At 38.4% G+C, this 22,908-nt stretch carries 22 protein-coding genes; 5 read left to right on the forward strand and 17 right to left on the reverse strand.

The window, feature by feature from the left end; genetic code table 11:
- Positions 1 to 32: 32 nt before the first annotated feature.
- The 3 genes from CKV70_RS08000 to CKV70_RS08010 are packed head-to-tail and all read right to left on the reverse strand — an operon-like array spanning position 33 to position 3,015.
- A complete protein-coding gene (locus tag CKV70_RS08000) occupies positions 33 to 968 on the reverse strand; it encodes a DHH family phosphoesterase (protein WP_014600866.1) in 936 nt (311 codons plus the stop codon).
- Between the two features lie 21 nt (positions 969 to 989).
- Positions 990 to 2,303, reverse strand: coding sequence for a CBS-HotDog domain-containing transcription factor YtoI (gene ytoI / locus CKV70_RS08005; RefSeq protein WP_031695693.1), 1,314 nt, complete (start codon positions 2,301 to 2,303; stop codon positions 990 to 992).
- Between the two features lie 25 nt (positions 2,304 to 2,328).
- Positions 2,329 to 3,015, reverse strand: a complete 687-nt coding sequence (locus CKV70_RS08010) for a metal-dependent hydrolase (RefSeq protein ID WP_003730621.1) — start codon at positions 3,013 to 3,015, stop codon at positions 2,329 to 2,331.
- Positions 3,016 to 3,179: 164 nt separating this feature from the next.
- On the opposite strand from CKV70_RS08010, the gene CKV70_RS08015 reads away from it, so the two are divergent.
- Positions 3,180 to 4,277 carry a M24 family metallopeptidase gene (locus CKV70_RS08015; protein ID WP_014930959.1) on the forward strand — a complete coding sequence of 366 codons (1,098 nt, stop codon included), beginning with the start codon at positions 3,180 to 3,182 and terminating at the stop codon, positions 4,275 to 4,277.
- A gap of 42 nt (positions 4,278 to 4,319) precedes the next feature.
- Here the strand turns inward: CKV70_RS08015 and ald are convergent, their stop codons facing one another.
- Positions 4,320 to 5,432 carry an alanine dehydrogenase gene (ald, locus tag CKV70_RS08020; protein ID WP_031695692.1) on the reverse strand — a complete coding sequence of 371 codons (1,113 nt, stop codon included), beginning with the start codon at positions 5,430 to 5,432 and terminating at the stop codon, positions 4,320 to 4,322.
- A 240-nt stretch (positions 5,433 to 5,672) separates the two neighbouring features.
- Between ald and CKV70_RS08025 the strand changes: the two genes are divergently transcribed.
- A complete protein-coding gene (locus CKV70_RS08025; protein WP_003723309.1) occupies positions 5,673 to 6,137 on the forward strand; it encodes a universal stress protein in 465 nt (154 codons plus the stop codon).
- Between the two features lie 51 nt (positions 6,138 to 6,188).
- Here CKV70_RS08025 and CKV70_RS08030 read toward each other — a convergent pair whose 3' ends face one another.
- The 5 genes from CKV70_RS08030 to sppA form a co-directional block, all read right to left on the reverse strand.
- Positions 6,189 to 7,382 (reverse strand): acetate kinase, encoded by a 1,194-nt coding sequence (locus tag CKV70_RS08030; RefSeq protein ID WP_038406233.1) that lies wholly within the window; start codon positions 7,380 to 7,382, stop codon positions 6,189 to 6,191.
- Between the two features lie 23 nt (positions 7,383 to 7,405).
- Positions 7,406 to 8,404 (reverse strand): class I SAM-dependent methyltransferase, encoded by a 999-nt coding sequence (locus CKV70_RS08035; RefSeq protein ID WP_014600867.1) that lies wholly within the window; start codon positions 8,402 to 8,404, stop codon positions 7,406 to 7,408.
- Between the two features lie 190 nt (positions 8,405 to 8,594).
- Positions 8,595 to 9,092 (reverse strand): thiol peroxidase, encoded by a 498-nt coding sequence (tpx, locus tag CKV70_RS08040; RefSeq protein ID WP_003723312.1) that lies wholly within the window; start codon positions 9,090 to 9,092, stop codon positions 8,595 to 8,597.
- 61 nt (positions 9,093 to 9,153) lie between these two features.
- Positions 9,154 to 9,690, reverse strand: coding sequence for an RDD family protein (locus CKV70_RS08045; RefSeq protein WP_014600868.1), 537 nt, complete (start codon positions 9,688 to 9,690; stop codon positions 9,154 to 9,156).
- A 19-nt stretch (positions 9,691 to 9,709) separates the two neighbouring features.
- On the reverse strand, positions 9,710 to 10,723 hold the full coding sequence (gene sppA / locus CKV70_RS08050; RefSeq protein ID WP_010989751.1) for a signal peptide peptidase SppA: 1,014 nt from the start codon (positions 10,721 to 10,723) through the stop codon (positions 9,710 to 9,712).
- Positions 10,724 to 10,901: 178 nt separating this feature from the next.
- On the opposite strand from sppA, the gene CKV70_RS08055 reads away from it, so the two are divergent.
- Entirely contained in the window at positions 10,902 to 11,705 is an 804-nt protein-coding gene (locus CKV70_RS08055; protein WP_003723315.1) for an NAD kinase, read from the forward strand.
- A 31-nt stretch (positions 11,706 to 11,736) separates the two neighbouring features.
- Here the strand turns inward: CKV70_RS08055 and argF are convergent, their stop codons facing one another.
- From argF to ezrA, 8 genes are all read right to left on the reverse strand, one after another.
- Positions 11,737 to 12,687 (reverse strand): ornithine carbamoyltransferase, encoded by a 951-nt coding sequence (gene argF / locus CKV70_RS08060; RefSeq protein ID WP_003723316.1) that lies wholly within the window; start codon positions 12,685 to 12,687, stop codon positions 11,737 to 11,739.
- Positions 12,684 to 13,844 (reverse strand): acetylornithine transaminase, encoded by a 1,161-nt coding sequence (locus tag CKV70_RS08065; RefSeq protein ID WP_014600869.1) that lies wholly within the window; start codon positions 13,842 to 13,844, stop codon positions 12,684 to 12,686. The genes argF and CKV70_RS08065 overlap by 4 nt, the downstream gene beginning before the upstream one ends.
- Positions 13,841 to 14,593 (reverse strand): acetylglutamate kinase, encoded by a 753-nt coding sequence (gene argB / locus CKV70_RS08070; RefSeq protein WP_014600870.1) that lies wholly within the window; start codon positions 14,591 to 14,593, stop codon positions 13,841 to 13,843. The genes CKV70_RS08065 and argB overlap by 4 nt, the downstream gene beginning before the upstream one ends.
- Before the next feature lie 12 nt (positions 14,594 to 14,605).
- Positions 14,606 to 15,802, reverse strand: coding sequence for a bifunctional glutamate N-acetyltransferase/amino-acid acetyltransferase ArgJ (gene argJ / locus CKV70_RS08075; RefSeq protein WP_014600871.1), 1,197 nt, complete (start codon positions 15,800 to 15,802; stop codon positions 14,606 to 14,608).
- Between the two features lie 15 nt (positions 15,803 to 15,817).
- Positions 15,818 to 16,849 (reverse strand): N-acetyl-gamma-glutamyl-phosphate reductase, encoded by a 1,032-nt coding sequence (gene argC, locus CKV70_RS08080; protein WP_009931826.1) that lies wholly within the window; start codon positions 16,847 to 16,849, stop codon positions 15,818 to 15,820.
- Positions 16,850 to 17,022: 173 nt separating this feature from the next.
- Complete coding sequence (gene thiI / locus CKV70_RS08085) at positions 17,023 to 18,234, reverse strand: tRNA uracil 4-sulfurtransferase ThiI (RefSeq protein ID WP_003732553.1); 1,212 nt, start codon at positions 18,232 to 18,234, stop codon at positions 17,023 to 17,025.
- A 1-nt stretch (position 18,235) separates the two neighbouring features.
- Entirely contained in the window at positions 18,236 to 19,375 is a 1,140-nt protein-coding gene (locus CKV70_RS08090) for a cysteine desulfurase family protein (RefSeq protein WP_003723322.1), read from the reverse strand.
- Between the two features lie 126 nt (positions 19,376 to 19,501).
- Positions 19,502 to 21,217 (reverse strand): septation ring formation regulator EzrA, encoded by a 1,716-nt coding sequence (ezrA, locus tag CKV70_RS08095; RefSeq protein ID WP_010989755.1) that lies wholly within the window; start codon positions 21,215 to 21,217, stop codon positions 19,502 to 19,504.
- 292 nt (positions 21,218 to 21,509) lie between these two features.
- On the opposite strand from ezrA, the gene CKV70_RS08105 reads away from it, so the two are divergent.
- Both CKV70_RS08105 and rpsD read left to right on the forward strand, forming a co-directional pair.
- A complete protein-coding gene (locus CKV70_RS08105) occupies positions 21,510 to 21,998 on the forward strand; it encodes a GAF domain-containing protein (RefSeq protein WP_014600872.1) in 489 nt (162 codons plus the stop codon).
- A gap of 211 nt (positions 21,999 to 22,209) precedes the next feature.
- Positions 22,210 to 22,812: a 30S ribosomal protein S4 gene (gene rpsD / locus CKV70_RS08110; protein WP_003723325.1), complete on the forward strand. Its 603-nt coding sequence runs from the start codon at positions 22,210 to 22,212 to the stop codon at positions 22,810 to 22,812.
- Positions 22,813 to 22,908: the final 96 nt, after the last annotated feature.

Here is a 22,908-nt window from a genome sequence, read left to right on the forward strand (position 1 = left end):
AGCCAGATAATGTATCCGACTTTATTTTTCATTTATTTAGCGGCACAAATCAGTTGCAATTTCGCCGTCATTTCTTTTATTTCTTCTTCATTATGAAGTGTTGCGCCAGAAGCGAGTGGGTGTCCGCCTCCACCGTATTCTTTGGCTAGCTCATTTATAACTGGTCCTTTTGAACGTAACCGCGCTCTGAAAACCGGGCCTTCTTGGATGAACATAATCCACGCTTTAATTCCCGCCACATTTTCGATGCAAGAAACAAGCGCCGAAGCATCACGCGGATCCACTTCAAACTCGTTCAAAAGAGTATCACTTAAATAAACCGTAGCCGCGCCGTTTTCATCCATGACAAAGTTTTGCAAAATATATCCGGAAAGTTTCACCGTATTTTTTGGTAATTCATATAATTCTCGGTAAAGCGCCGGACGATCAAATGGAAATGTCACTAAATGCGCGGATAAACGTAAAGTCTCTTCCGTTGTGCTTGGATACAAGAACCGCCCAGTATCACCAACAATTCCCGCATAAAGGAGTCTTGCAGCAGTTTCGTTCAAAATTAACTCGTCCGAAAACATTTCCCAAAAAGCGACAATCATTTCACTACAAGAAGAAGCCGTCGTGTCCACCCAAAGTAAATCACCATACGCATCATCATTTGGATGGTGGTCCATTTTTATAAGTGCTTTACCAAGGTTAAACCGCCCGTCTGAAATCCGTTCTTGGTTCGCAGTGTCACACACAATCACAAGCGCATCTTTATAAATTTCATCCGTTATTTCGTCCACTATACCAAGAAATTGGAGCGACTTTTCATCATTTCCAACTGAATAGACTTTTTTCTCAGGAAAGCTAGCCCGGATAATTTCCGCAAGCCCCATTTGTGACCCATATGCATCTGGATCTGGTCTTACATGTCTATGCAAAATAATCGTTTCATATTGTTTTATTTGTTGTAAAATCTCTTTTTTCATCATTTCGCCCCTGTTTCATTTTTAACGTTCCATCATTTGACAAGCGACAATAGCTTTTCCGGTCAAAATTCCCTCTAAGTAAAGTTCTACATCAAGCTTCCCAGCCTTACGCCCCATCTCCAAAATTCGCGGTTTAATAACAATCGTCGCGTCCATTTGAACAGGTTTTAGGAAATACATCGTTACATTTTCAATCGCTACATTCCGTTTTTTCATAGAAAATAGTTTTTGCTGTACGACGTCACAAACCACTTGTGTAAATGCACCATACGATAATGTTCCGAGCGAATTAGTCATTTGCGGGCTAACTTTAAATTCGTAATCCGCCTCTTCGCCAGTATCTACTTTTTCAGAAAGCTGGTTGGCAATCGTATCATCAATCGTTTCACCGACTTGCGGTTGTTTTTGAATCATTTGCATGGATTTTAGAATATCCTGTCTGCTGACAATTCCGATTAAAGTTAAGTCATCTTTAACGACTGGAATTACTTCGATACTCTCCCAAATCATCATGTGCGCCACTGAGGCAACACTCATCTTCGGTCCAACAGTTAACGGGTTTTTCGTCATTACTCGTTCAATCGAAATACTGGGATTTTTTTCTAGAATATCCTTACTCGTCACCATCCCAGTCAGTCGCATCGCCCGGTTAACTACAGGAAAACGACTGTGACCTGTCGCTTCTTCCATTTTGTGCCAATCTTCCACTTTATCAGACGTAGATAAAAATGCAGTTGTTTCTAGTGGTGTTAAAATATCCTCCACAAATACTACTTCTTTTTTTATTAATTGGTCATAAATCGCGCGGTTAATCATCGTTGCAACTGTAAACGTATCATACGAAGTCGATAAAATGGGCAATTCTTTCTCGTCCGCCAATTGTTTCACTTCGTCGTCCGTATCAAACCCACCAGTAATCAGTACCGCGGCGCCACGTTTCAAAGCAAGTTCATGGGCGCTCACTCTGTTTCCGACAATCAATAAGTTTCCTGCATCGGTATAGCGTTCCATCGCTTCCACTGTCATTGCTCCAATAACAAATTTATTAAGCGATTTGTAAAGCCCAGCACGACCACCTAGCACTTGCCCATCGATCATATTAACAATCTCAGCAAAAGTTAATTTTTCGATACTATCTTTTTGTTTCCGTTCAATACGAAGTGTCCCCACTCGTTTAATAGTAGAAACAAACCCAATGATTTCTGCATCTTTAATAGCACGATAAGCAGTTCCCTCACTTACAGACAAGTTTTTCGCGATTTTTCGTACAGATATTTTTTCTCCGACTGCAAGATTTTCAATGTATTTTAAAATCTGTTCATGTTTTGTGGCCACGACTCGTTCACCCATTCCTATTTTGTTAGATTTCGATACTTTCTCCGATTTCAAGTACTTTTCCAGTGATTCCTTCGTCAAGTGATGCGACAAATTTGTGTGGATCTTGCGCGATTAAAGGAAACGTATTGTAATGCATTGGAACAACTAATTTCGCTTGTAAAAATCGTGCCGCAATCGCCGCATCTTCTGGTCCCATGGTAAAATTATCCCCAATCGGCAAGAAAGCAACGTCTAGCGGATTTAATTCACCAATTAATTTCATATCAGAAAACAAACCAGTGTCCCCTGCAAAATAAATATTTTTATCTTCTATCGTAAATACAATCCCAGTTGGGAAACCAAGGTTAACAATGCGACCATCTCGAACCGTCTGCGATCCGTGAAAAGCTTGCGTCAACTTCACTTGGCCAAAACTAAACTGTCTTTTCCCACCAATATGCATTGGCGCCATATTTTCAAGCCCATCCTCTACTGCCAAAAATGAAGCTAAATCCGCGTTACAAATAACGGTTGCTCCTGAATTTTTAGCAATTTCAACTGTATCACCGACATGATCGTCATGCCCATGCGACAGAACGATAAAGTCAGGCATCTGCTCTTCCGCTTTTAAATCACATTTCTCATTACCAGAAATAAATGGATCTACGAGAATAGTTGTATCCCCAGTAATTATTTTAATACAAGACTGACCATGAAATGAAATCTTCATGTTAAAAAACTTCCTTCCTGATTCATTATTCTATGTGTATTATTGTACCACTGTTTATTATAAACTACTATATAACACCTCGTAAACTAAGAGGTGTTTATTAGCAAAATATTTCCTTCGCATGTTATCATGAAATAGAAATCAATTGGAAAGAAGGTACAATTATGGAAAAAAATATCGATGTCTTACAAAATTGGTTAAAAGACCAAGGTGCCGAGGTAGGATTTTTGACAGATCCAGAGAACATCGCCTATTTCTCAGGTTATCATAGCGAGCCTCATGAGCGTGTACTTGGTTTAGCTGTTTTCTCAGATAGCGAACCATTTCTATTTACGCCCGCTCTTGAAGTAGAAGATGTTCGTGGCGGTGATTGGACACACCCTGCATATGGATATAACGATACCGAGAACCCTTTCACAATCATTGCAGACGAAATCAAAAAACGCGTTGCAAATCCAAGCAAATTTGCTATTGAGAAAAAATATATGAGCGTAGATCGCTACGAACAATTAGGTGGACTATTCTCCGGCAGCTCTTTCATTCCGATTGAACACAAAATCGAACAAATTCGTCTTATTAAAACAGAAGCTGAACTAAAAATCTTAAAAGAAGCTGCGTTACTAGCTGATTATGCAGTACAAGTCGGCGTAGACGAAATTGCAGAAGGTAAAACCGAAGCAGAAATCGTGGCGAAAATCGAATATGAAATGAAGAAAAAGGGCGTAACAGCAATGTCTTTCGATACGATGGTACTTACTGGCAAAAACGGTGCCCTGCCTCATGGTACTCCAGGCGAAACAAAAATCAAAAAAGGCGATTTAGTTTTATTTGATTTAGGCGTTGTTCATAAAGGCTATTGCTCTGATATTACGCGTACAGTTGCATTCGGCGATATTTCCGATGAGCAGAAGAAGATTTACGACACGGTTTTAGAAGCACAAATTGCCGCTGTCGAAAAAGTAAAAGCCGGCGTAAAAGCAAGCGAAATTGATTTAACTGCTAGAAATATTATTCGTGAAGCAGGTTTCGGTGATTATTTCCCACATCGTCTCGGCCACGGCCTTGGTGCTAGTGTGCACGAGTTCCCTTCGATTACAGAAACGAACAGTATGGAACTGCAAGAAAATATGGTATTTACTATTGAACCAGGTATATATGTTCCTGGTGTTGCTGGTGTTCGTATAGAAGATGATCTCGTTGTCACAAAAGACGGCGTTCAAGTATTGACGGAATTCCCGAAAACTTTGCAAGTAATCGAATAACAAGAAAAGCGAACTTTCTCAAAGGAAAGTTCGCTTTTTTTATTAAATTAATTCTTTGCTGTCCGTATAAGGTAAATCGAGAGAATCTGCAACAGCTTTATACGTAATATGACCTTGATAAGTATTTAACCCACGAAGTAAGAATGGGTCATTTTGCACTGCTGCTTCTAAGCCTTGATTAGCCAGTTTCAAGCCAAATGGTAAAGTTGCGTTAGTGAGCGCCAAAGTGGACGTCCGCGGTACTGCTCCTGGCATATTTGCAACAGCATAATGAAGCACACCATATTTTTCATAGGTTGGATTGTCGTGCGTGGAAACATGATCTGTAGTTTCAAAAATCCCACCTTGGTCAATCGCAATATCCACAAGGACAGAACCTGGAATCATTTGTTTGACCACATGCTCTTTGACGAGTTTCGGTGCTTTTGCTCCTGGAATTAATACTGCTCCAATAACCAAATCAGCTTTTTTCACAGCTGTTTCAATATTAAAATCATTCGACATTAACGTTTGGACTTGATTACCAAAAATATCATCCAGCTCACGCAATCGTTTCAGATTCATATATAGGATGGTCACATTGGCACCTAAACCAGCTGCAATTTTGGCTGCATTTGTTCCAGCGATTCCACCACCAATGATAACCACTTCACTTCTCTCTACACCAGGTACACCACCAAGCAAGACACCCATACCACCATTCGTTCTTTGTAAAAATTGTGCACCAATCTGAGCCGCCATTCGTCCTGCAACTTCACTCATTGGTGAAAGTAGTGGCAACGTATGGTCTGCTAGTTCTACTGTTTCATAAGCCACACTATTTACTTTACTCTCCATCAAAGCTTTCGCAAGCGTTGGTTCATTTGCCAAATGTAAATAAGTGAAAAGTAGTAACCCTTCTTTAAAATATGTATACTCTGATGCAATCGGTTCTTTTACTTTTACAACCATATCTACATCCCAAGCTTCTTTAGCTGTCTCTACAATTTTTGCTCCCGCTTGCACAAAATCAGCGTCTTGATAATTAGAGCCAATACCCGCATCTTTTTCCACGTATACAGTATGTCCAGCATTCACGTAAGAAAAAACACTTGCCGGGGTCATTGCCACCCTATTCTCGTTATTTTTTATTTCTTTTGGTACGCCGACTAACATCTAAATCACTCTCCTCGGTATAGGTATAATAGACTATAAAAGATTTTCCACACCCCCATGCTAACACAATATACCTAAGTTGTAAAAAATTAACTAACGGAAATTCAAACAAAAGATTTAGTAAAATTAGACGAAATATTTGCTTCACAATAATTTATTTCTTATTTTATGGTTCTTTTAGGAAAAAGAGGGTAAAATATAAGTATAGAAAATACATATATTTTGATTGGAGGAATTATTATGTTACAACAATACGAAAGAGTTTTAGTAGCAGTTGATGGATCCAAAGAAGCAGAAAGAGCTTTCCAAAAAGCAATTCAAGTGGCTAACCGTAATGACGCGGCGCTTGGTCTTGTACATGTTATTGATACACGCGCGTTTTCATCTGTAGCCAATTACGATACAAGCATGGCGGATAAAGCTACCGAATATGCAGACGAATTACTTAGTGGCTATAAAGAAGATGCTTTAAAAGCTGGTGTAACAAAAGTAGAAAGCTACATCGAATACGGTTCACCAAAAACAGCCATTACAAAAGAAGCAGCAAAAGCATTCCAAGCAGATTTAATCATGTGTGGTGCGACAGGCCTTAACGCTGTGGAACGGTTGTTAATTGGTAGCGTGTCTGAATACATTATTCGTCACTCCCCTTGCGATGTTCTTGTAGTTCGTAATGAAGTTCCTGATTATAAAGATGAAAAATAATGATAGAAAAAAGGCTAGCTCTTTATTAAGAGCTAGCCTTTTTTATTGTTTTTAGCGATTATTTTTAATTGTTTCTACATCACGAGCAATCATTAATTCTTCGTTTGTAGGAATGATGATAACTTTTACTGGGGAATGTGGGTAGTTAAGGAATCTTTCTTCTCCGCGCACTTGGTTAAGTGCTGGATCCCAGTATACGCCCATGAATTCAAGTCCACGAAGTACTTTTTCACGGATGTATGAACTATTTTCACCGATACCAGCTGTGAAGATAATGGCATCTACACCGTTCATGCGAGCTGCATAAGAACCAATGTATTTATGGATACGGTCAACGAAAACTTGAAGTGCAAGTTCCGCGCGGTCGTTTCCTTTTGCTGCTTCATCTTCTAAATCACGAAGGTCGCTTGAAATACCAGATACGCCAAGCATACCAGATTCTTTGTTTAACACATCAAGTACTTGTTCTGCAGTTTTACCAGTTTTTTCCATGATGAAAGGAATAAGCGCAGGGTCAATGTTACCAGAACGAGTTCCCATAGAAACACCAGCTAGTGGTGTGAATCCCATGGAAGTGTCCATTGATTTTCCGCCTTCGATTGCAGCGATACTAGCACCATTACCAAGGTGACAAGTTAGTAAACGTAATTCTTCTACAGGACGTCCTAAAAGTTCTGCAGCGCGTTCGGATACATATTTGTGACTTGTACCGTGGAAACCGTATTTACGGATACCATAGTCTTCATAATAGCTGTATGGCAGGCTGTAAAGATAACTTGCTGGAGGCATTGTTTGATGGAAAGCTGTATCGAAAACAGCCACTGAAACAACGTCTGGTAAAATCTTGCGGAATGCTTTAATACCAGTAACGTTCGCTGGGTTATGAAGCGGTGCAAGTTCAGATAGAGCTTCAATATCTTTAATTACTTGGTCATCAATATAAACGGATTCAGGGAATCTTTCTCCACCGTGAACAACGCGGTGACCAATTCCAGTGATTTCATCGTAAGAACCGATAACTTTGTGGTTAATTAATTTTTCAAGTAGCATTTGAACAGCAATTTCATGGTCAGGAATATCAATAATTTCTTTGATTTTTTTTCCGTCTACAGTAATTGTAAAAATAGAATCTTTCAAACCAATTCTTTCTACAATCCCTGCTGTGATAACACGTTCAGATGGCATATCATATAATTGGAATTTCAGTGAAGAACTTCCGGCGTTAATTGCAATCGTTTTTTCCATTTTGTTTTTGTCAATTCCTTCCATTATTGTTTACTCTTGAACCAGTTCTCAATTTCAGCTAAAATCGGTGCAGTTACGCTCGGATCTGTTAGCGAAGAGAGATTGGCCAGTAAAACTTCTTTTGGCGGCTTTACATTTACATCCGCTTTTCGTAAAATCAAGATGCTTTTTCGTGCTTGTTCAGACTTAAACAGTGTTTCAGGCAATTTAATAATTCCCTCAATATGACCGTTTTTCTTGATAAACTTGTCCACCTTAGCAAAGTCACTAGTCCCAAAGATTGCGTCAGGTACCAAGAAGAACAAATATCCTCCTGGCTTTGTGTAGCGCATTCCTTGTTCTATAAACAAGAAATGCGCAAATGAATGCCCTTCTTCACGGCAAAGTTCAAATGTTTTTGCATTTTCGTCATCCGGATAGTACCCAACAGGCAAATCACTAATTACAACATCTACAGGATCTACTAATAAATTAGCCAGACCATCTTGATGTAGCAACGTCATTTTTTGTCGCTGTAAATCCGCTCCTACTAATGCAAGCGAAATAAGCAAATCATCTACATCTACACCACTCGCATGAACGTCTACATCGCCTTTTAACTCAAGTTGATTAATCACCGTCGTTAAAAGGTTTGCAGTTCCACAGGCTGGATCCAAAATAGAAATATTTTTCTTCTTTTGAATCACTTTCTCAAGTAAATATGCCACAATAAAACCAATAGAATCTGGTGTCATTTGGTGGTTCACTTGAATACCATGTTTCATGCCTTTTAGTAGTGCTAATTGAAGACCTTTGCGGATTTCTTCATTTGAGAAATTCTCGAGTTCGATACTTTCGTAAGACTCTTGTAATTTCAATTGTTTCTCAGAAGACAACTCTTCTTTTTGTAAAACTTCTTTTTGAAACAGATTTTCTCCTGTTTCATAAACCGCTTCCAAATAGCTTATTTCAAGTTCATTTTGCAAGATAATAGCTGTATTATCAAGCACTTGAAATAATTCTTGCGTTGCTTCATTTGCCAAAAGTAACACCTCGAATTTTCATCATTACTAACACCACCAAACATTATACAGTATTTCTAAAGAATGTGAAAGGATTTTATGTAGTAAAAGATGAAATTCTCATTGGAAATAGTTAATTATAATTAGTACAGTTTATTTTTAGTAGTAATACAGAAAAAAGCCCTCCTAATTAAAGGAAGGCTTTTAAGATTTAGGCTTTTTTCGCAGCTTCAATCGCAGCTTCGTAATTCGGATGATCGCTGCCTTCTGGAACTACTTCGGTGTAGACAATTTCTCCTGCTGCATTTACAACGAAAACAGAACGCGCTAGTAAGCGAAGTTCTTTCATAATAACACCATATGCTTCTCCAAAAGAAAGATCGCGGTGGTCAGATAAAGTGATCGCATTTGGTAAACCTTCTGCTGCACACCATTTCTTTTGAGCAAATGGTAAATCAACAGAAATAGTTAAGACAACCGTATTATCTAAATTGCTTGCTTCTTCATTAAATTTACGCGTTTGTGTGGAACAAACACTTGTATCAATGGAAGGAACAACGCTGATAAGTCTCACTTTCCCGTCATAATCGTGCAATGTTACTTCTTCTAAATCTCTATTAACTACAGTGAAGTTTGGTGCTTTGTCGCCTACTTTTCTTTCAGTACCTACAAGTGTAACTGGATTATGTTTAAATGTTACTTGAGTCATTTTATTCTTCCTCCTTTAATGGACGCTTCTATTCCATTTTAAAGAAGAAGTAAACGATAAGCTATTTTTTTGCTCCATTTGCCCATTTTTCATCTAGTTCTAAATAACCCATGTGGACGACAGAAGTAGATTCAAAGAAGTCGGCAATGCCTTGTTTGTTTGGTGTAAAAGCACAAATGACGTATAACGGCCAAATGGTTTTTAATACAAAACGCATTGCACCTTCCCGGAATAAAACGGTTAACCAAGTTAATTTTTCACCATCTAGTTTGACTACACGAAGCCCGAACAACATTTTCCCAAGTGTTTGCCCGAAAAATCTTGTAAGTAAAATAAAGTAAGCTAGAAAGATAATCGTTGTTATGCTCCAATAAAATGTGAAGAAACCGTCGTCCATCCCCATCCCAGAAACACGGAAAATAGGGTTAACGATAATTCCTTTCAAGGCTGCGATGGCAACTAAATCAACTAAATAAGCTAAAAATCGGATCCAAAATCCAGCAAAATACTGTTTAGGAATAGCTTCTTCTTTCGGAATAGGTGGTTCATAATGATAGACTTGGCGTTTACTTTCAAAAGTAACATTTTCATTAGCCATGTGCGCCTCTCCTCTCACATTATTCTCCATATAAATACATCATTCTTGGCGCTTTAAGTGTACCAGTTAATTTAATTAGTTGAGAAATATCCGCATTTTGACCGGAAATTTTTTGTGCAGCTACAGAGAATAGTGAGCTAAAATCTCCCGGTGCATCATATTGGATAACTGTTGCACCAGCTAAGCCTTGTTCTTTTTTCAAAGCTTCTAGGGCATCTTCTTGATAACCAAATTCATCAATCAATCCGTTCTCTTTTGCTTGGCGGCCGTCGTATATGCGACCATCTGCAATTTTACGCACTTGTTCTACAGTCATTCCACGGCCCTGTGCAACTACTTTAACGAACTCATTATAAGAATCATCAATCATTGACTGCATAATCTTCTTCTCGTCTTCCGTCATTGGTCTTGTCCCGCTCATAATGTCTTTGTATTCGCCACTTTTAATGGTATTATCTGAAACACCTAATTTTTTCATGAGTTCACTGTAGTCATACCCTTGCATAATGACGCCAAGCGAACCAGTCAATGTTTCTTTACTTGCAAAAATTTTATCGGCGGGCGCGGAAATGTAATATCCACCTGATGCTGCCATACTCCCCATGGAAACATAGAACGGAATATTACGTTCTTTTTGAATTTGTAAAATTTTGTCGCGAATTTGTGCGGATTCCATGACTCCGCCACCTGGTGAATTAACATACAAAAGTACACCTTGAATATTGTCATCATTTCTAACTTGCTCTAATTGTTGCATAAAAAAAGAATGATTGTAGCCAGCCTCACTAAATAAGGAACCTGAATCTCCCGTATCTTGAATAGTACCATCTACAGATAATACAGCAATTGTATCATTCCCGCCTTCTTCAATTACTGTTTCGGTTAGTTCGCCGGTATCTGCGAATAGACTTTCGACAAATGTCGGACTACTCTCTTCCTTTGAAGCGATTTGACTTGATGTAAACTTTGCTAACGCACTGACTATCAAAAGTGCAAAAACAATCCCTAGTGCAATCCATCTTTTAGCGTTCATTTATTTCTCCCCTTTTTCTGATTAGATAATGTAATAATAACAGCCTCTTTTATTTTGTACAATCTTTCTCTTAAATTGTGTCCCATTTCACTTTTTTACTTATGAAGAAAGAAATTGCTCTTAAGTCATGTTATAATAAGTTTGTTGATTAAAATTGGATTCTGGAGGGACAACTAACATGGCAAAAACTATTTTTTATTTTTCCTATCGAAAAACAGAAGAACTACATGCAAAAGCAAAAGAATTGAAGAAAATTACGACTGATTATGGATATGAATTAACTGATGACTATCAAAAAGCAAACGTTATTATCAGCATTGGTGGTGATGGTGCTTTTCTTAAATCTGTAAGAGAAACTGGCTTCCGTCAAGATTGTTTATATGCAGGGATTGCGCTAACAGAGCAATTAGGTCAATACTGTGACTTCCATATTAATCAATTGGATGAAATCATCAAGGCAGCCATTGAAGATCGTTGGTTAGTACGTCGTTACCCAACTATTTATGGAACAGTGAATAATACCAAAGCATTTTATGTACTAAATGAATTTAACATTCGTTCTTCTATCATTAGAACGCTTACGATGGATCTTTATATTAATGATTCTCACTTCGAAACTTTCCGCGGCGATGGAATGGTTATTTCCACACCAACAGGAAGTACTGCTTATAATAAATCAGTGAATGGTTCCATCGTGGATCCACTTCTTCCATCTATGCAAGTAAGTGAATTGGCTTCTATTAACAATAATAAATTCCGTACGCTTGGCTCTTCGTTCATTCTTAGTCCAAAACGCAAACTACGTATTGAAATTGCGTCTGAAGAAGGAAATAACGAATTCCCAATGATTGGAATGGACAGCGAAGCACTTAGTATCCAACATGTCCATGAAGTTAATTTAGAAGTAGGCGATCGTTTTATCAATATTATCAAACTGCCTAAAAATTCTTTCTGGGATAAAGTGAAACGTAATTTCTTATAAAAAAAAGTCTGGCAAATATGCCAGACTTTTTTTATTTTGCTTCTAGAATAGCTGCTAATAACGCTTTTTGCGCATGAAGCCTATTTCCCGCTTGTTGATAAATAACCGAATGGATACCATCTATAATTTCAGTGGTTACTTCTTCTTCCCGATGTGCTGGTAAACAATGTAAGAAGTGGTAATCAGGCTTGGCACCACTAACTAATTCTGCATTTACTTGATATTTTTCGCCAAAATCCGCCAAACGTTTCGCATTTTCATCTTCTTGTCCCATACTTGTCCAAACATCCGTATAAATAAAGTCCGCATCTGTCACCGCAAGTTTCGGATCTTCCGTAACGAAAATCTTGCCACCACTTTGCTTCGCCAGATTTTCTGCCTTTGCTAGAATTGTTTCGTCTACCTCATACCCTTTTGGCATCGCAAGGCGGATATCTATCCCGACCATAGCACCGGCTAAAAGTAATGAATGGCATACATTATTGCCGTCGCCGATATAGGCTAGTTTGATACCTTCCAGCTGATCTTTCCATTCATAAATAGTCATTAAATCCGCTAACGCCTGACATGGATGATGTAAGTCAGTTAAGCCATTAATAATTGGAATTTCTGCATGATACGCCAATTCTTCTACTTTTTCATGACTAAATGTTCGGATCATAATCGCATCGATGTATTCTGACATTACATGCGCCGTGTCTTTAATCGGCTCACCACGCCCAATTTGTAATTCCTTTGAACTCATCACAATCGCTTGCCCACCTAATTGCAGAATCCCCGCTTCAAAAGAAACCCGCGTTCTAGTAGAAGGCTTATCAAATATCATTCCTAAAATTTTTCCGCTTAAAATATGACTATAATGAGCTGGGTTCGTTTTCATCGCAACAGCCAATTTAATAATATCCGTCAATTCTTCTTTATTCCATTCAAGCAAACTGAGCATATCTTTCCCAGATGTATTATTTTTTGCATACATTGTCATCCCTCTTCACTCCCAATCAATTGGTTTTCCAAAACGCTTTTCAATAAATATATGGCTTGATCGATTTCTGCATAACTGACGGTTAAAGGTGGTAAGATTCGTAGCACATTCGTTCCAGCAGTTAGTATTAACAATCCTTTATCTCTAAGTTCCGTTATAACTGGTTCTGCGGCATTTTCAAGTTCTATACCTATCAGAAACCCTCCGCCACGAATGTCAGAAACATTATCCAACACCTCTAAATTCGCTTCTAACAAATTTCTAAAATAGTCTGCTTTGGCATTTACTTCTTCTAAAAATCCCGTTTGTTTCATTGTCAGTAATATCTCTTTAGCCGCCGCAAGTGCCAATTTATTTCCTCCAAAAGTAGAGCCATGACTTCCCGGCCCAAAAGCGCTAATTAAGTCCGATTTTCCGACCATCGCTCCAATCGGCAAGCCATTTCCAAGCCCTTTTGCTAAAGTGAAAATATCTGGATCTAAACCAATCTGCTCAAATCCATAAAGCATCCCCGTTCGCCCAAGCCCAGTCTGCACTTCATCAATAATTAATAATGCCCCCATTTTTTTGCAAAGTAATTGAACTTCTAAAAGAAAGGCCGCATTCGCTGGAATGACGCCACCTTCAGCTTGAATTACCTCCAACATAACGGCTGCTGTATTTTCATCGATTTCTGCTCGAAAAGCTTCGATATCATTATAAGGAACGTAGGTAAATCCGGGAACAAGCTCACCGAAACCCTGATGGATTTTAGCTTGGCCCGTAGCTGACATTGAACCGAATGTTCGTCCGTGGAAAGATTTTTCAAAGGTAATTATTTTTTCTTTCCCGGTATATTTTCTAGCTAATTTGAGCGCCGCTTCATTTGACTCTGTCCCGCTATTACAAAAGAAAACTAATCTCTCTTTACCATCAGCAATTAATTCTGCGACACTATCTTGCAAAGCACATTCATATAAATTCGATGTGTGCCAAATATTCCCTAATTGTTGTTGTACTGCTTCTGCAACATTTGTTGGGCAATGACCTAGGTTACAAACTGCGATACCGCTAGTGAAATCGAGATATGTTTTACCATTTTTATCTGTTACAACAGTGCCCGTACCGTTAACTAAATCAATAGGAAACCTTTTGTATGTTGGAAAAACATGTTTCATCCAATCGCCACCTTGTTTTTTATTTTTGTTCCGCTAGTGTTAAGGGAATCTGTAATAATAACTTGTCCGACACCGTTTTCGGCAGCAAAGGCAGCGCTTGCTAATTTAGGAATCATTCCACCTTTTATTACGCCAGTACTTTGTAGCTTTTCTATTTCAGCTGTGGCTATTTCGCCAATAATTTCTGAACCATTTTTCACACCAGGTACATCTGTTAGTAAATAGAGCGCTTCTGCATGGAGTGCGCTTGCTACCTCACAGGCAGCTGTATCCGCATTAACATTGAGCCAATCGTGTTCACTATTTATACCAAGGGGCGCAATCACGGTGATAATATTTTCGCTAAGTAATTGTTCAATTAAATTTGTTTTTACTTTTGTGATTTTACCAACCAAACCTAAATCGATGTCACTTAACCTATCTGCTTCCAGTAAACCTGTATCACTAGCGTTTAAGCCAATGACCGAGATATTTCGTTTTTGAAAAGCAGTCGTAATAGCTGGTTGTACTTGGCCAATTAAAACCATCTTTGTCACTTCGAGAGTCGCTTTGTTGGTGACACGTAGACCATTCTTCGTTTCGACCGGAATAGCAAGAGCTTCCATCATTTTTGTAATATAATGACCGCCACCATGAACGAGGACAATTTTCTTATTCGCCGCTTGCCACTCTGTAATTTGTCGAAAAAAACCTTCTGTTAGATTGTCGCTTGCAACACCGCCGAGTTTTATAACTATCGTGTTTTCCACCCTTATTCCTCCTTACGTCCGGTAACAAGCATTGATTTTGACGTATTCATAACTCAAGTCGCATCCCCATGCCGTTCCTGACTCAAGTCCGATATGAAGATCAACTTCGATAATGATATGCTCTTCTTCTAAATAAGCATCTAACGCTTGTTGATTATAAATGGTTTGGCTACTATGATTCAAAATTTCAATCCCGCCAATTTTAATCGTAATGTTATCTGGTGCAAATCGGCCACCAGAATAACCAATTGCGCAAATAATACGTCCCCAGTTTCCATCTCCGCCAAAAGCCGCCGTCTTCACAAGACTAGAAGAAACAATTTTTTTAGCTATCATTCTTGCATCTTCTGTTTTTGTAGCGCCATTTACTTGTACCTCGATTAGTTTTGTCGCTCCTTCACCATCTCGCGCAATACTTTTAGCAAGGTGTTCCGTAACAGCTTGAAACATATCAGCAAATTTCGCAAAATCTGCTGTTCCTTCTTGAAGCATCGGGTTTTTCGCGCACCCATTCGCCATGACTACCACCATATCGTTTGTAGAAGTATCACCGTCCACCGTTATTTGATTGAAAGTTTTGTCTACTTTTATTTTTAGTAATTTTTGCAATAGTTCAGCCGGAATGGCAGCATCTGTTGTAATAAAAGCAAGCATTGTTGCCATATTTGGATGAATCATTCCTGATCCCTTCGCTACACCCGACATCGTTACCTTTCTACCACCAATTTCTGTTTGAAAACTGATTTGTTTTTGAAATGTATCCGTCGTTATAATCGCTTCTTCAAAATCGGCCGCATTTCCGGTTTGCTTTTCTAGCATCTCGATTCCCGTGATGATTTTGTCCATCGGTAGCATATCGCCAATAATACCCGTTGAAGCAACGGCTACGGAATCAAGTGGAATTTCTAACTTTTCTGCCGTTTGAGCCCGCATCGCAAGTGCATCTAGCATCCCTTGATTCCCTGTGCATGCATTGGCATTCCCGCTATTCACAATAATCGCCTGTAACTTCGCATTACTTTGAAAAGAATCTTTCGTTACAAAAATTGGTGCGGCTTGCATTTGATTCATCGTATAAACAGCAGCTGCATTTGCTGGAACCTCTGAATAAATCCAACCAATATCATTTCGTTTTCTCTTTAGTCCCGCGTGCTTTCCATCCGCATAAAATCCTTTTGGTGAGGCGATATTTCCTTTTATAAGTTCCATTTTATTTTTCCCCTTTCACGGATACACCGGAATAAACCTTAATCCGTCACTTTCAGCAAAATTCGCCATTATGTTTAAATTTTGAATGGCCTGACCAGCCGCCCCTTTGACTAAATTATCAATCACAGAAACGATAGTAATCACATTCGTTTTTTCGTTATAAGCAAGACCTATATCGCAGTAATTTGAGGCTGTCACTTGTTTGACAGTTGGATATACATTCTCTGGTTGGATTCGGACAAATGGAGCATTATCGTAGGTGGATTCGTAAAGCTTATGTAACTCTTTTTGGGTGATAGGATTTTTGGGTTTAACGTAGATGGTTGTGAAGATTCCTCTTGTGATGGGAATTAATGAAGTAGAAAATTGAATTGCTGGGATACTTTCATCCCATTTAGTTAATTGCTGCATAATTTCTGGAATATGTTGATGGGAATTCATTTTATAAAGCGTCATGTTTTCATTGGTTTCTGTGAAATGTGTACTTGCTGAGGGCACTTTTCCTGCGCCGGAAATACCTGATTTAGCGTCTACAATAATAGATGTGGGATCAATCAACTTATTCGTTGCAAGTGGTGCGAGACCTAGCAATGTTGCAGTTGCATAACACCCAGGATTCGCAATGAAAGTAGTTTCTTTCTTTTCACGGAATTCTGCTAAACCATATTCCGCCTTACCGATATACTCGGTTGGCGCCGCGCTTTTTCCGTACCACTTTTCGTAAAGTTGCCTGTCTTTTAATCGAAAGTCCCCGGATAAATCAATGACATTCAAACCCGCATCTACATATGGCAGTGCAATATCTTTCGCGATTCCAGAAGGCGTCGCGATAAAAACCGTGTCACTTTTTTCGATGATTTCTGTTGGATTTATTTTCTCTAAGGGGCTAACTGCTAAATCTTTTAAATGTGGATAAAAAGTTGCTAACGTTTCTGCTTGAGCGGAAAAACTATGTAACGTCGCTATGTCTACCGAAGAGTGTTGATGAAGCAAGCGAATTAGCTCAAGTCCTCCATACCCCGTCGCGCCAATGATTGAAACTTTCATCCTAACCCCTCCCCGTTAATTATTAAATGATACTTTTCATTATAATGATGTATATTTATAATGTCAAATGGTTTTTTATTAATATTTAAAACTATTTTATGCATTTTAAGTTATTTATTATGTATATAATATACAAAAAACCGTTTATCCTTTTCTAGGATAAACGGTTAATCTTAAAATAAATCAGCGAACTCATCTTTCACTTGCGCAGTTTCCGCTACATTTACAGAAATGGTTTCGATGTTATCTAAAGCTTTTGCAATTAGCGCATCGAAATCTGTGAAGCTTTCGTAATGCTCGATTTTATCTAGTTTTGGTTTTGTTTTTGGAGATGGTGGCGTGAAAATGGTACAGCAATCTTCAAATGGTTGTACTGATAAGTTATACGTATCAATCTTTTGTGCGATTTGAATAATTTCATTTTTATCCATGGATACGACTGGACGAATGATTGGTGTCGCTGTTACAGCATTAATTGCTAGCATACTTTCCAACGTTTGGCTTGCAACTTGCCCCAAGCTTTCGCCATTCACAATCGCTAAACCATTTCTCTTGCGACGAAGTTCATCCGTAATTCGGAGCATCATTCGACGAGTTACAGTCATAATCACACTTTCAGGAATTTGTTGTTTGATAACTTCTTGAATCTCTGTGAACGGGACAATATGCATTTGTACTTGTCCACTGTATTTAGCCAATTTTGCAGCTAGATCAATCGCTTTTTGTTTCGCTTGTTCACTTGTATACGGTGGGCTGTGGAAATGAACTGCTTCAATTTCTACGCCACGTTTTTGGGCTAAATAGCCGGCAACGGGACTATCAATACCTCCAGAAAGCATTAACATTGCACGACCTGATGATCCTACCGGCAGACCAGCTGCACCAAGAATTGTTCGGCATGATAAAAATACGCCTTCTTTACGCACATCAATGGTTAGTTTTACATCCGGATTTTTAACATTGACCGTTAAATCTTCCATATTTTGTAATACATAAGCACCGATTTCCTGGTTAATTTCATTAGAATCAAGTGGAAACTCGCGGTGGCTTCGTCTTGCTGCGACTTTAAATGTTCCGTTCTCCTCATGCGCATCTTGTACTAAGGCAAGTGCAGCAGCTTTTACTTCCTCTACATCTAAATTGACGCGAACAGCTGGACTAAAGGATTGGATTCCGAAAATCGGTTTTAAACGTTCTTCTGCGAGCTGATAATCTGCTCCATTTAAAATAATATACATTCGGTCACGTTCTCCATGAATGCGAACTTCCGGCAAATCCGTCATTGCGCGTTTTACATTCTGCGCCAACTTCGTCACAAATTGTTTTCTGTTTTTTCCTTTTGTAGATAACTCTCCGTATCTAATTAACATACGATCAAATTCCAATTTATTTCACCACTTTATTTAGATTTTCAATGATTTCTTGCAGTTTTTGAATAAAAATTTTCGCTTCGGATAAACGATTTTCATACGATAAGCTAACACGTACTGCTCCCGTCGCTTCTTCGTCCGTCACACCCATCGCTTTTAACGTGCTGCTTGCTAGTTTTTGCTTAGAAGAACACGCACTTGTTGTGGAAATGTAAATATCTTCTTTTTCTAAAGCATGTACTAAAATTTCACCGCGATGCCCTTTTGCTGAAAAACATACGATATGCGGAGCCGCCACACTTTGCTTCGTATGAACTGTCATATCAGACATTTGCGCAATTTTCGTTAGTAAGTAATCGCGAATCTCAATTAACGCTTCTTTTCGTGGCTCATTTTCTAATGTTAGTCGTAAAGCTTTTGCAAGCGCAACATTACCAGCCAAATTTTCCGTTCCACTGCGGTAGCCCATTTCCTGCCCACCACCAAGAATTTCTGGATGTAAATGAACATTTTTTCGTTTGAAAAGTATCCCTGTGCCGCGTAGAGCATGAAATTTATGCCCTGAAAAAGTGAGCAAATCAATACTATTCGCATCAAGAGTAAGCGGAATTTTTCCAATAGCTTGAACAAAATCCACATGAAAGAAAGTATTTTCAAGTACGCTTAGCATTTCGCCAATTTCTTGCAACGGCTGGATACTTCCCACCTCATTATTCACACCCATAATAGATACTAAAATCGTTTCATCTGTGAGTGCAGCTTTTAACTCCTCTAGCTTGATGACACCGTTTTTATCTACTGGTAAATACTTGACTGTAAAACCTTCTTGCTCAAGTTCTTCCATTACTACGCGAACAGAAGGATGCTCAATGCTAGAAGTAATAATATGTTTCCCACGATTTTGGTAACTATAAACAAGCCCTTTAATCGCCAAATTATTCCCCTCTGTGCCACCAGATGTAAAAATGATTTCTTCTGGCAAAGCACTCATCATCGCAGCGATTTGTTTTCTTGATGCATCAAGCAGCTCTTTCGATTTAGCACCAAAACGATGAAGCGAAGAAGGATTAGCAAAATAATTACTCGCTACCTTTGTATATGTTTCAAGTACGGCCGCATTTGGCTTTGTTGTCGCACTATTATCGAAATAAATCATAAAACCAACATTCTCCTCCCAATATTCCACTCTCCATTTTATCATAATTCCAATACTTTCCAACTACTATTTTCATAAAAAAACAGGATTCCTATTATAATAATAGAAATACCTGTTTTTACGTTTTTATTCAATATCGTCGACGCTTACTTTTGATTCATAAGCTTTTTCGACTTTTTTAAATGCGCCTGTTTCCACTTTTTCAAGTGCGGTTACAGCAATTTCTAATGCTTTTTTATACTGATAATCGTTGTAGAAATGGTTTTCTGCTTGTACGAGTTCATCTGCAAGTTCTTTGTTACGCAAACGATAGCGGTTAGCATATTGGATAACATGCTCAACTAAGCGAACATTCTCCATCATTTCCTCGGCTTTTTCAGTTAAATGAGTTAAATCTTCTTCTGCAATACGCCAATCTTGGCTCACTGCTTTCATATTTAGCGGTTTTTCTTCTAAACGTTTCTCAAGCGCATCAATGGATTCACCCATATGTTCTCGTAGTGATAAATACTCTTCTGGAAGACCTGGTAAACGCTCTCGTTCCATTTTGCGATCTAGTGTAATAATTGCACGACGCATCCGTTCAGCATCATCACGCGCCTCTAGTTCATCTTTACGCAAGGAACGCAATTCTTCAGCGAATTTGTCCTGCTCAGTGCTAATCGTAATAAGTGCTGCATCAATTTCCTTCAATGTATCTTGCGCTGCCGAGTAGGCAATCTCACCACTAGCAATTAGAGCAGTTAATTGTTCAAAGTTTTCTTTTGCTTCACTCAATTTAGCGCTCGTTTTTAAATAAACCGCTAGATCATCTTCAGCAACATGATAGGTTTGTTTTACTTCTGTAATTTGTTCAGCAAGTGCATCTGAAACTGCATTTTGGCGTTGTAATTTGTCAGAAGTTGGGCTATGATTTTCTTTCACGAAATGACGAGCTTCTGCTTCGTGTTCAAGCGTATCATAAAACAAATCGATTTCATTATGTAATTCTTCTACTCCTTGTTCCGCTTCATCTAAATCAAGATTAATTACATTTTTTTTCATTTTATCAATTTGATTTTTCATGCGAGAAATTTCTTTATCTAACTCCATTTGAGCTAAATAATAACCTTTTCTCACCATTTCTTCATAACCAGCACGAAGTTTAGTCATTTCTTCTGGCAAAATGGTATCTGTTTCATGCAGTAATGACGGGATTCGCTCCATTTGCGCTTCGATTACTTGCATTTCTTTTTGAACCACTATAACGATTTCTCGTGCCTCTAAATGATCACCTTGGTCAGTTAATGAATCATAGCTATTTAAGCTTTCTGACAGTTCACTTAGTTTTGTCTCAATATATGGTAATGTTTCTCCAAGTTTAAATCCCCTTGTCAAAACTTCTCGGCGCAACTCCGCAAATTTTTCTTTCGTGGCACGACTTTCTTTGGCATTTTTTTCTTCACTAATAAGTAGCTCTTTTAGTCCACCAAGAATTTGATCCATTTGCTTTTCAATTACAACGAGCATTTGCTCAATATCATTTTCAGCGTGTGTAGCAGAACGGAACTTGTAACGGTCCGTGTTCATCTCTGCTTCTAATAATACTTCTTCTAAATCAGGAAATAATCTAGTTTCAATTTCATCCCAGGACGAACGCCATGATTCAAAAAGCGCTTCTGTCTGACCTGTTAGTTTTAATTTTTTCACTTTTGAAAGTTCATCAATAACCGGCCGCTCTCTGAGTTTAATCTTTTTCTCTTCTAACTCGTTTATTCTTTGGTAATGTTTTCTTTTTAATATGTAGCCTGCACCAATGACTGCAATAACTACGATAATAAAGCCGATTAACATGTAGTACATCCAAAATCCTCCCATCAACGTTAACTTGTGAAAGAAAAACAGCCACACTCGTGCTGCTCATACATCTTTTCAATTATGTACATCTTTCCATATGTAGTATATTTTATTCCTCATTTTCAGTTCATTATACACATCTTTTATTTTACCACGATTTGCCTAGAATTACTTGCGTTTAGCGAAAAAAATTTTGAAGCAAGTAAAATCTATTCTATTACAAAACAAATTTCCCGAAATCCCTTGTCGTTCATGCTATACTAAAGACATTATTTGAAAAGAAATGTGGGGATAAAAAATGATCGAAATCAAAAAAATGACCGGAACAAAAGAAGAAAATTATGCACTTGCCTTAAAACAAGTACAAGCAATGATTCACGGCGAACCAAATCTAATTGCGAATCTAAGTAATGTTTCTTCTATAATAAATCAAGCACTTTCTGATATTAATTGGGTTGGATTTTATTTACTTGAAAAAGAAACAAATCAATTAGTACTCGGCCCCTTCCAAGGTTTGCCTGCGTGCATTCGCATTCCACTAGGTAAAGGTGTGTGCGGTTCTGCTGCCTCAGATCAAAAAACATATATAGTAGAAAATGTGCACGATTTCCCTGGTCATATCGCCTGTGATGCGGCCTCTAACTCGGAAATCGTTCTACCCATTGTAAAAAATAATCAGTTGCTTGGTGTGCTTGATATTGATAGTCCTCTTTTTAATCGTTTTGATGAAGTGGACCAGTTGTGGCTAGAAAAAATTCGTGATGCAATCGTTCAAGAAATCAATTGACAAGCTACTACTAACTATACTATACTGGAAGATGTGTAAAATGCAGCTTGAGTAAAATGAATGAGTGTGTTGTTTACCCCCAGATTTAATTCTGTGGTATATCGCGTAACCGGCGGCTGCTATGGTGATGGTATATGAAGGTAAACTGCCCTGATTTGGTTTTACGTCACGTTTGTTTTATACCAAAAACAAATAAAAGGAGGAGTCTCTTATGGCTCGTTATACAGGTCCAAGCTGGAAAGTTTCCCGTCGTTTAGGAATTTCACTTTCTGGAACAGGTAAAGAATTAGAGCGTCGTCCGTATGCTCCAGGTCAACACGGCCCAACTCAACGTAAAAAAATCTCAGAATATGGTTTGCAACAAGCTGAAAAGCAAAAATTGCGTCATATGTATGGATTAACTGAACGTCAATTCAAAAACACGTTCAACAAAGCTGGTAAATTACAAGGTAAACATGGTGAGAACTTCATGATCTTACTAGAACAACGCCTTGATAACATCGTTTACCGTCTTGGTCTTGCTCGCACTCGTCGTGCAGCTCGTCAACTCGTAAACCATGGCCACATCACTGTAGATGGCAAACGCGTAGATATCCCTTCTTACCAAGTATCTGTTGGTCAAGTGATTTCTGTTCGTGAAAAATCTGCTAAAAACTCTGCAATCGCTGAAAGCTTAGAAGTTTCAAGCTTCGTGCCTGAATACGTAACTTTCGATGCAGAAAAACTAACTGGTTCTCTTAACCGTCTACCAGAACGTTCTGAACTTGCTGCTGAAATCAACGAAGCATTTATCGTAGAATTCTACAGCCGTTAATTAGAGCTAAAAACCTTACAATACATAACTTCGGTTGTGGTTGTAAGGTTTTTTTATGCATAAAAAAGCACTCGTCTAAAAAATATTGAATAGAAC

Origin of the sequence: Listeria monocytogenes (genome assembly GCF_900187225.1) — a bacterium.
GTDB lineage: Bacteria > Bacillota > Bacilli > Lactobacillales > Listeriaceae > Listeria > Listeria monocytogenes.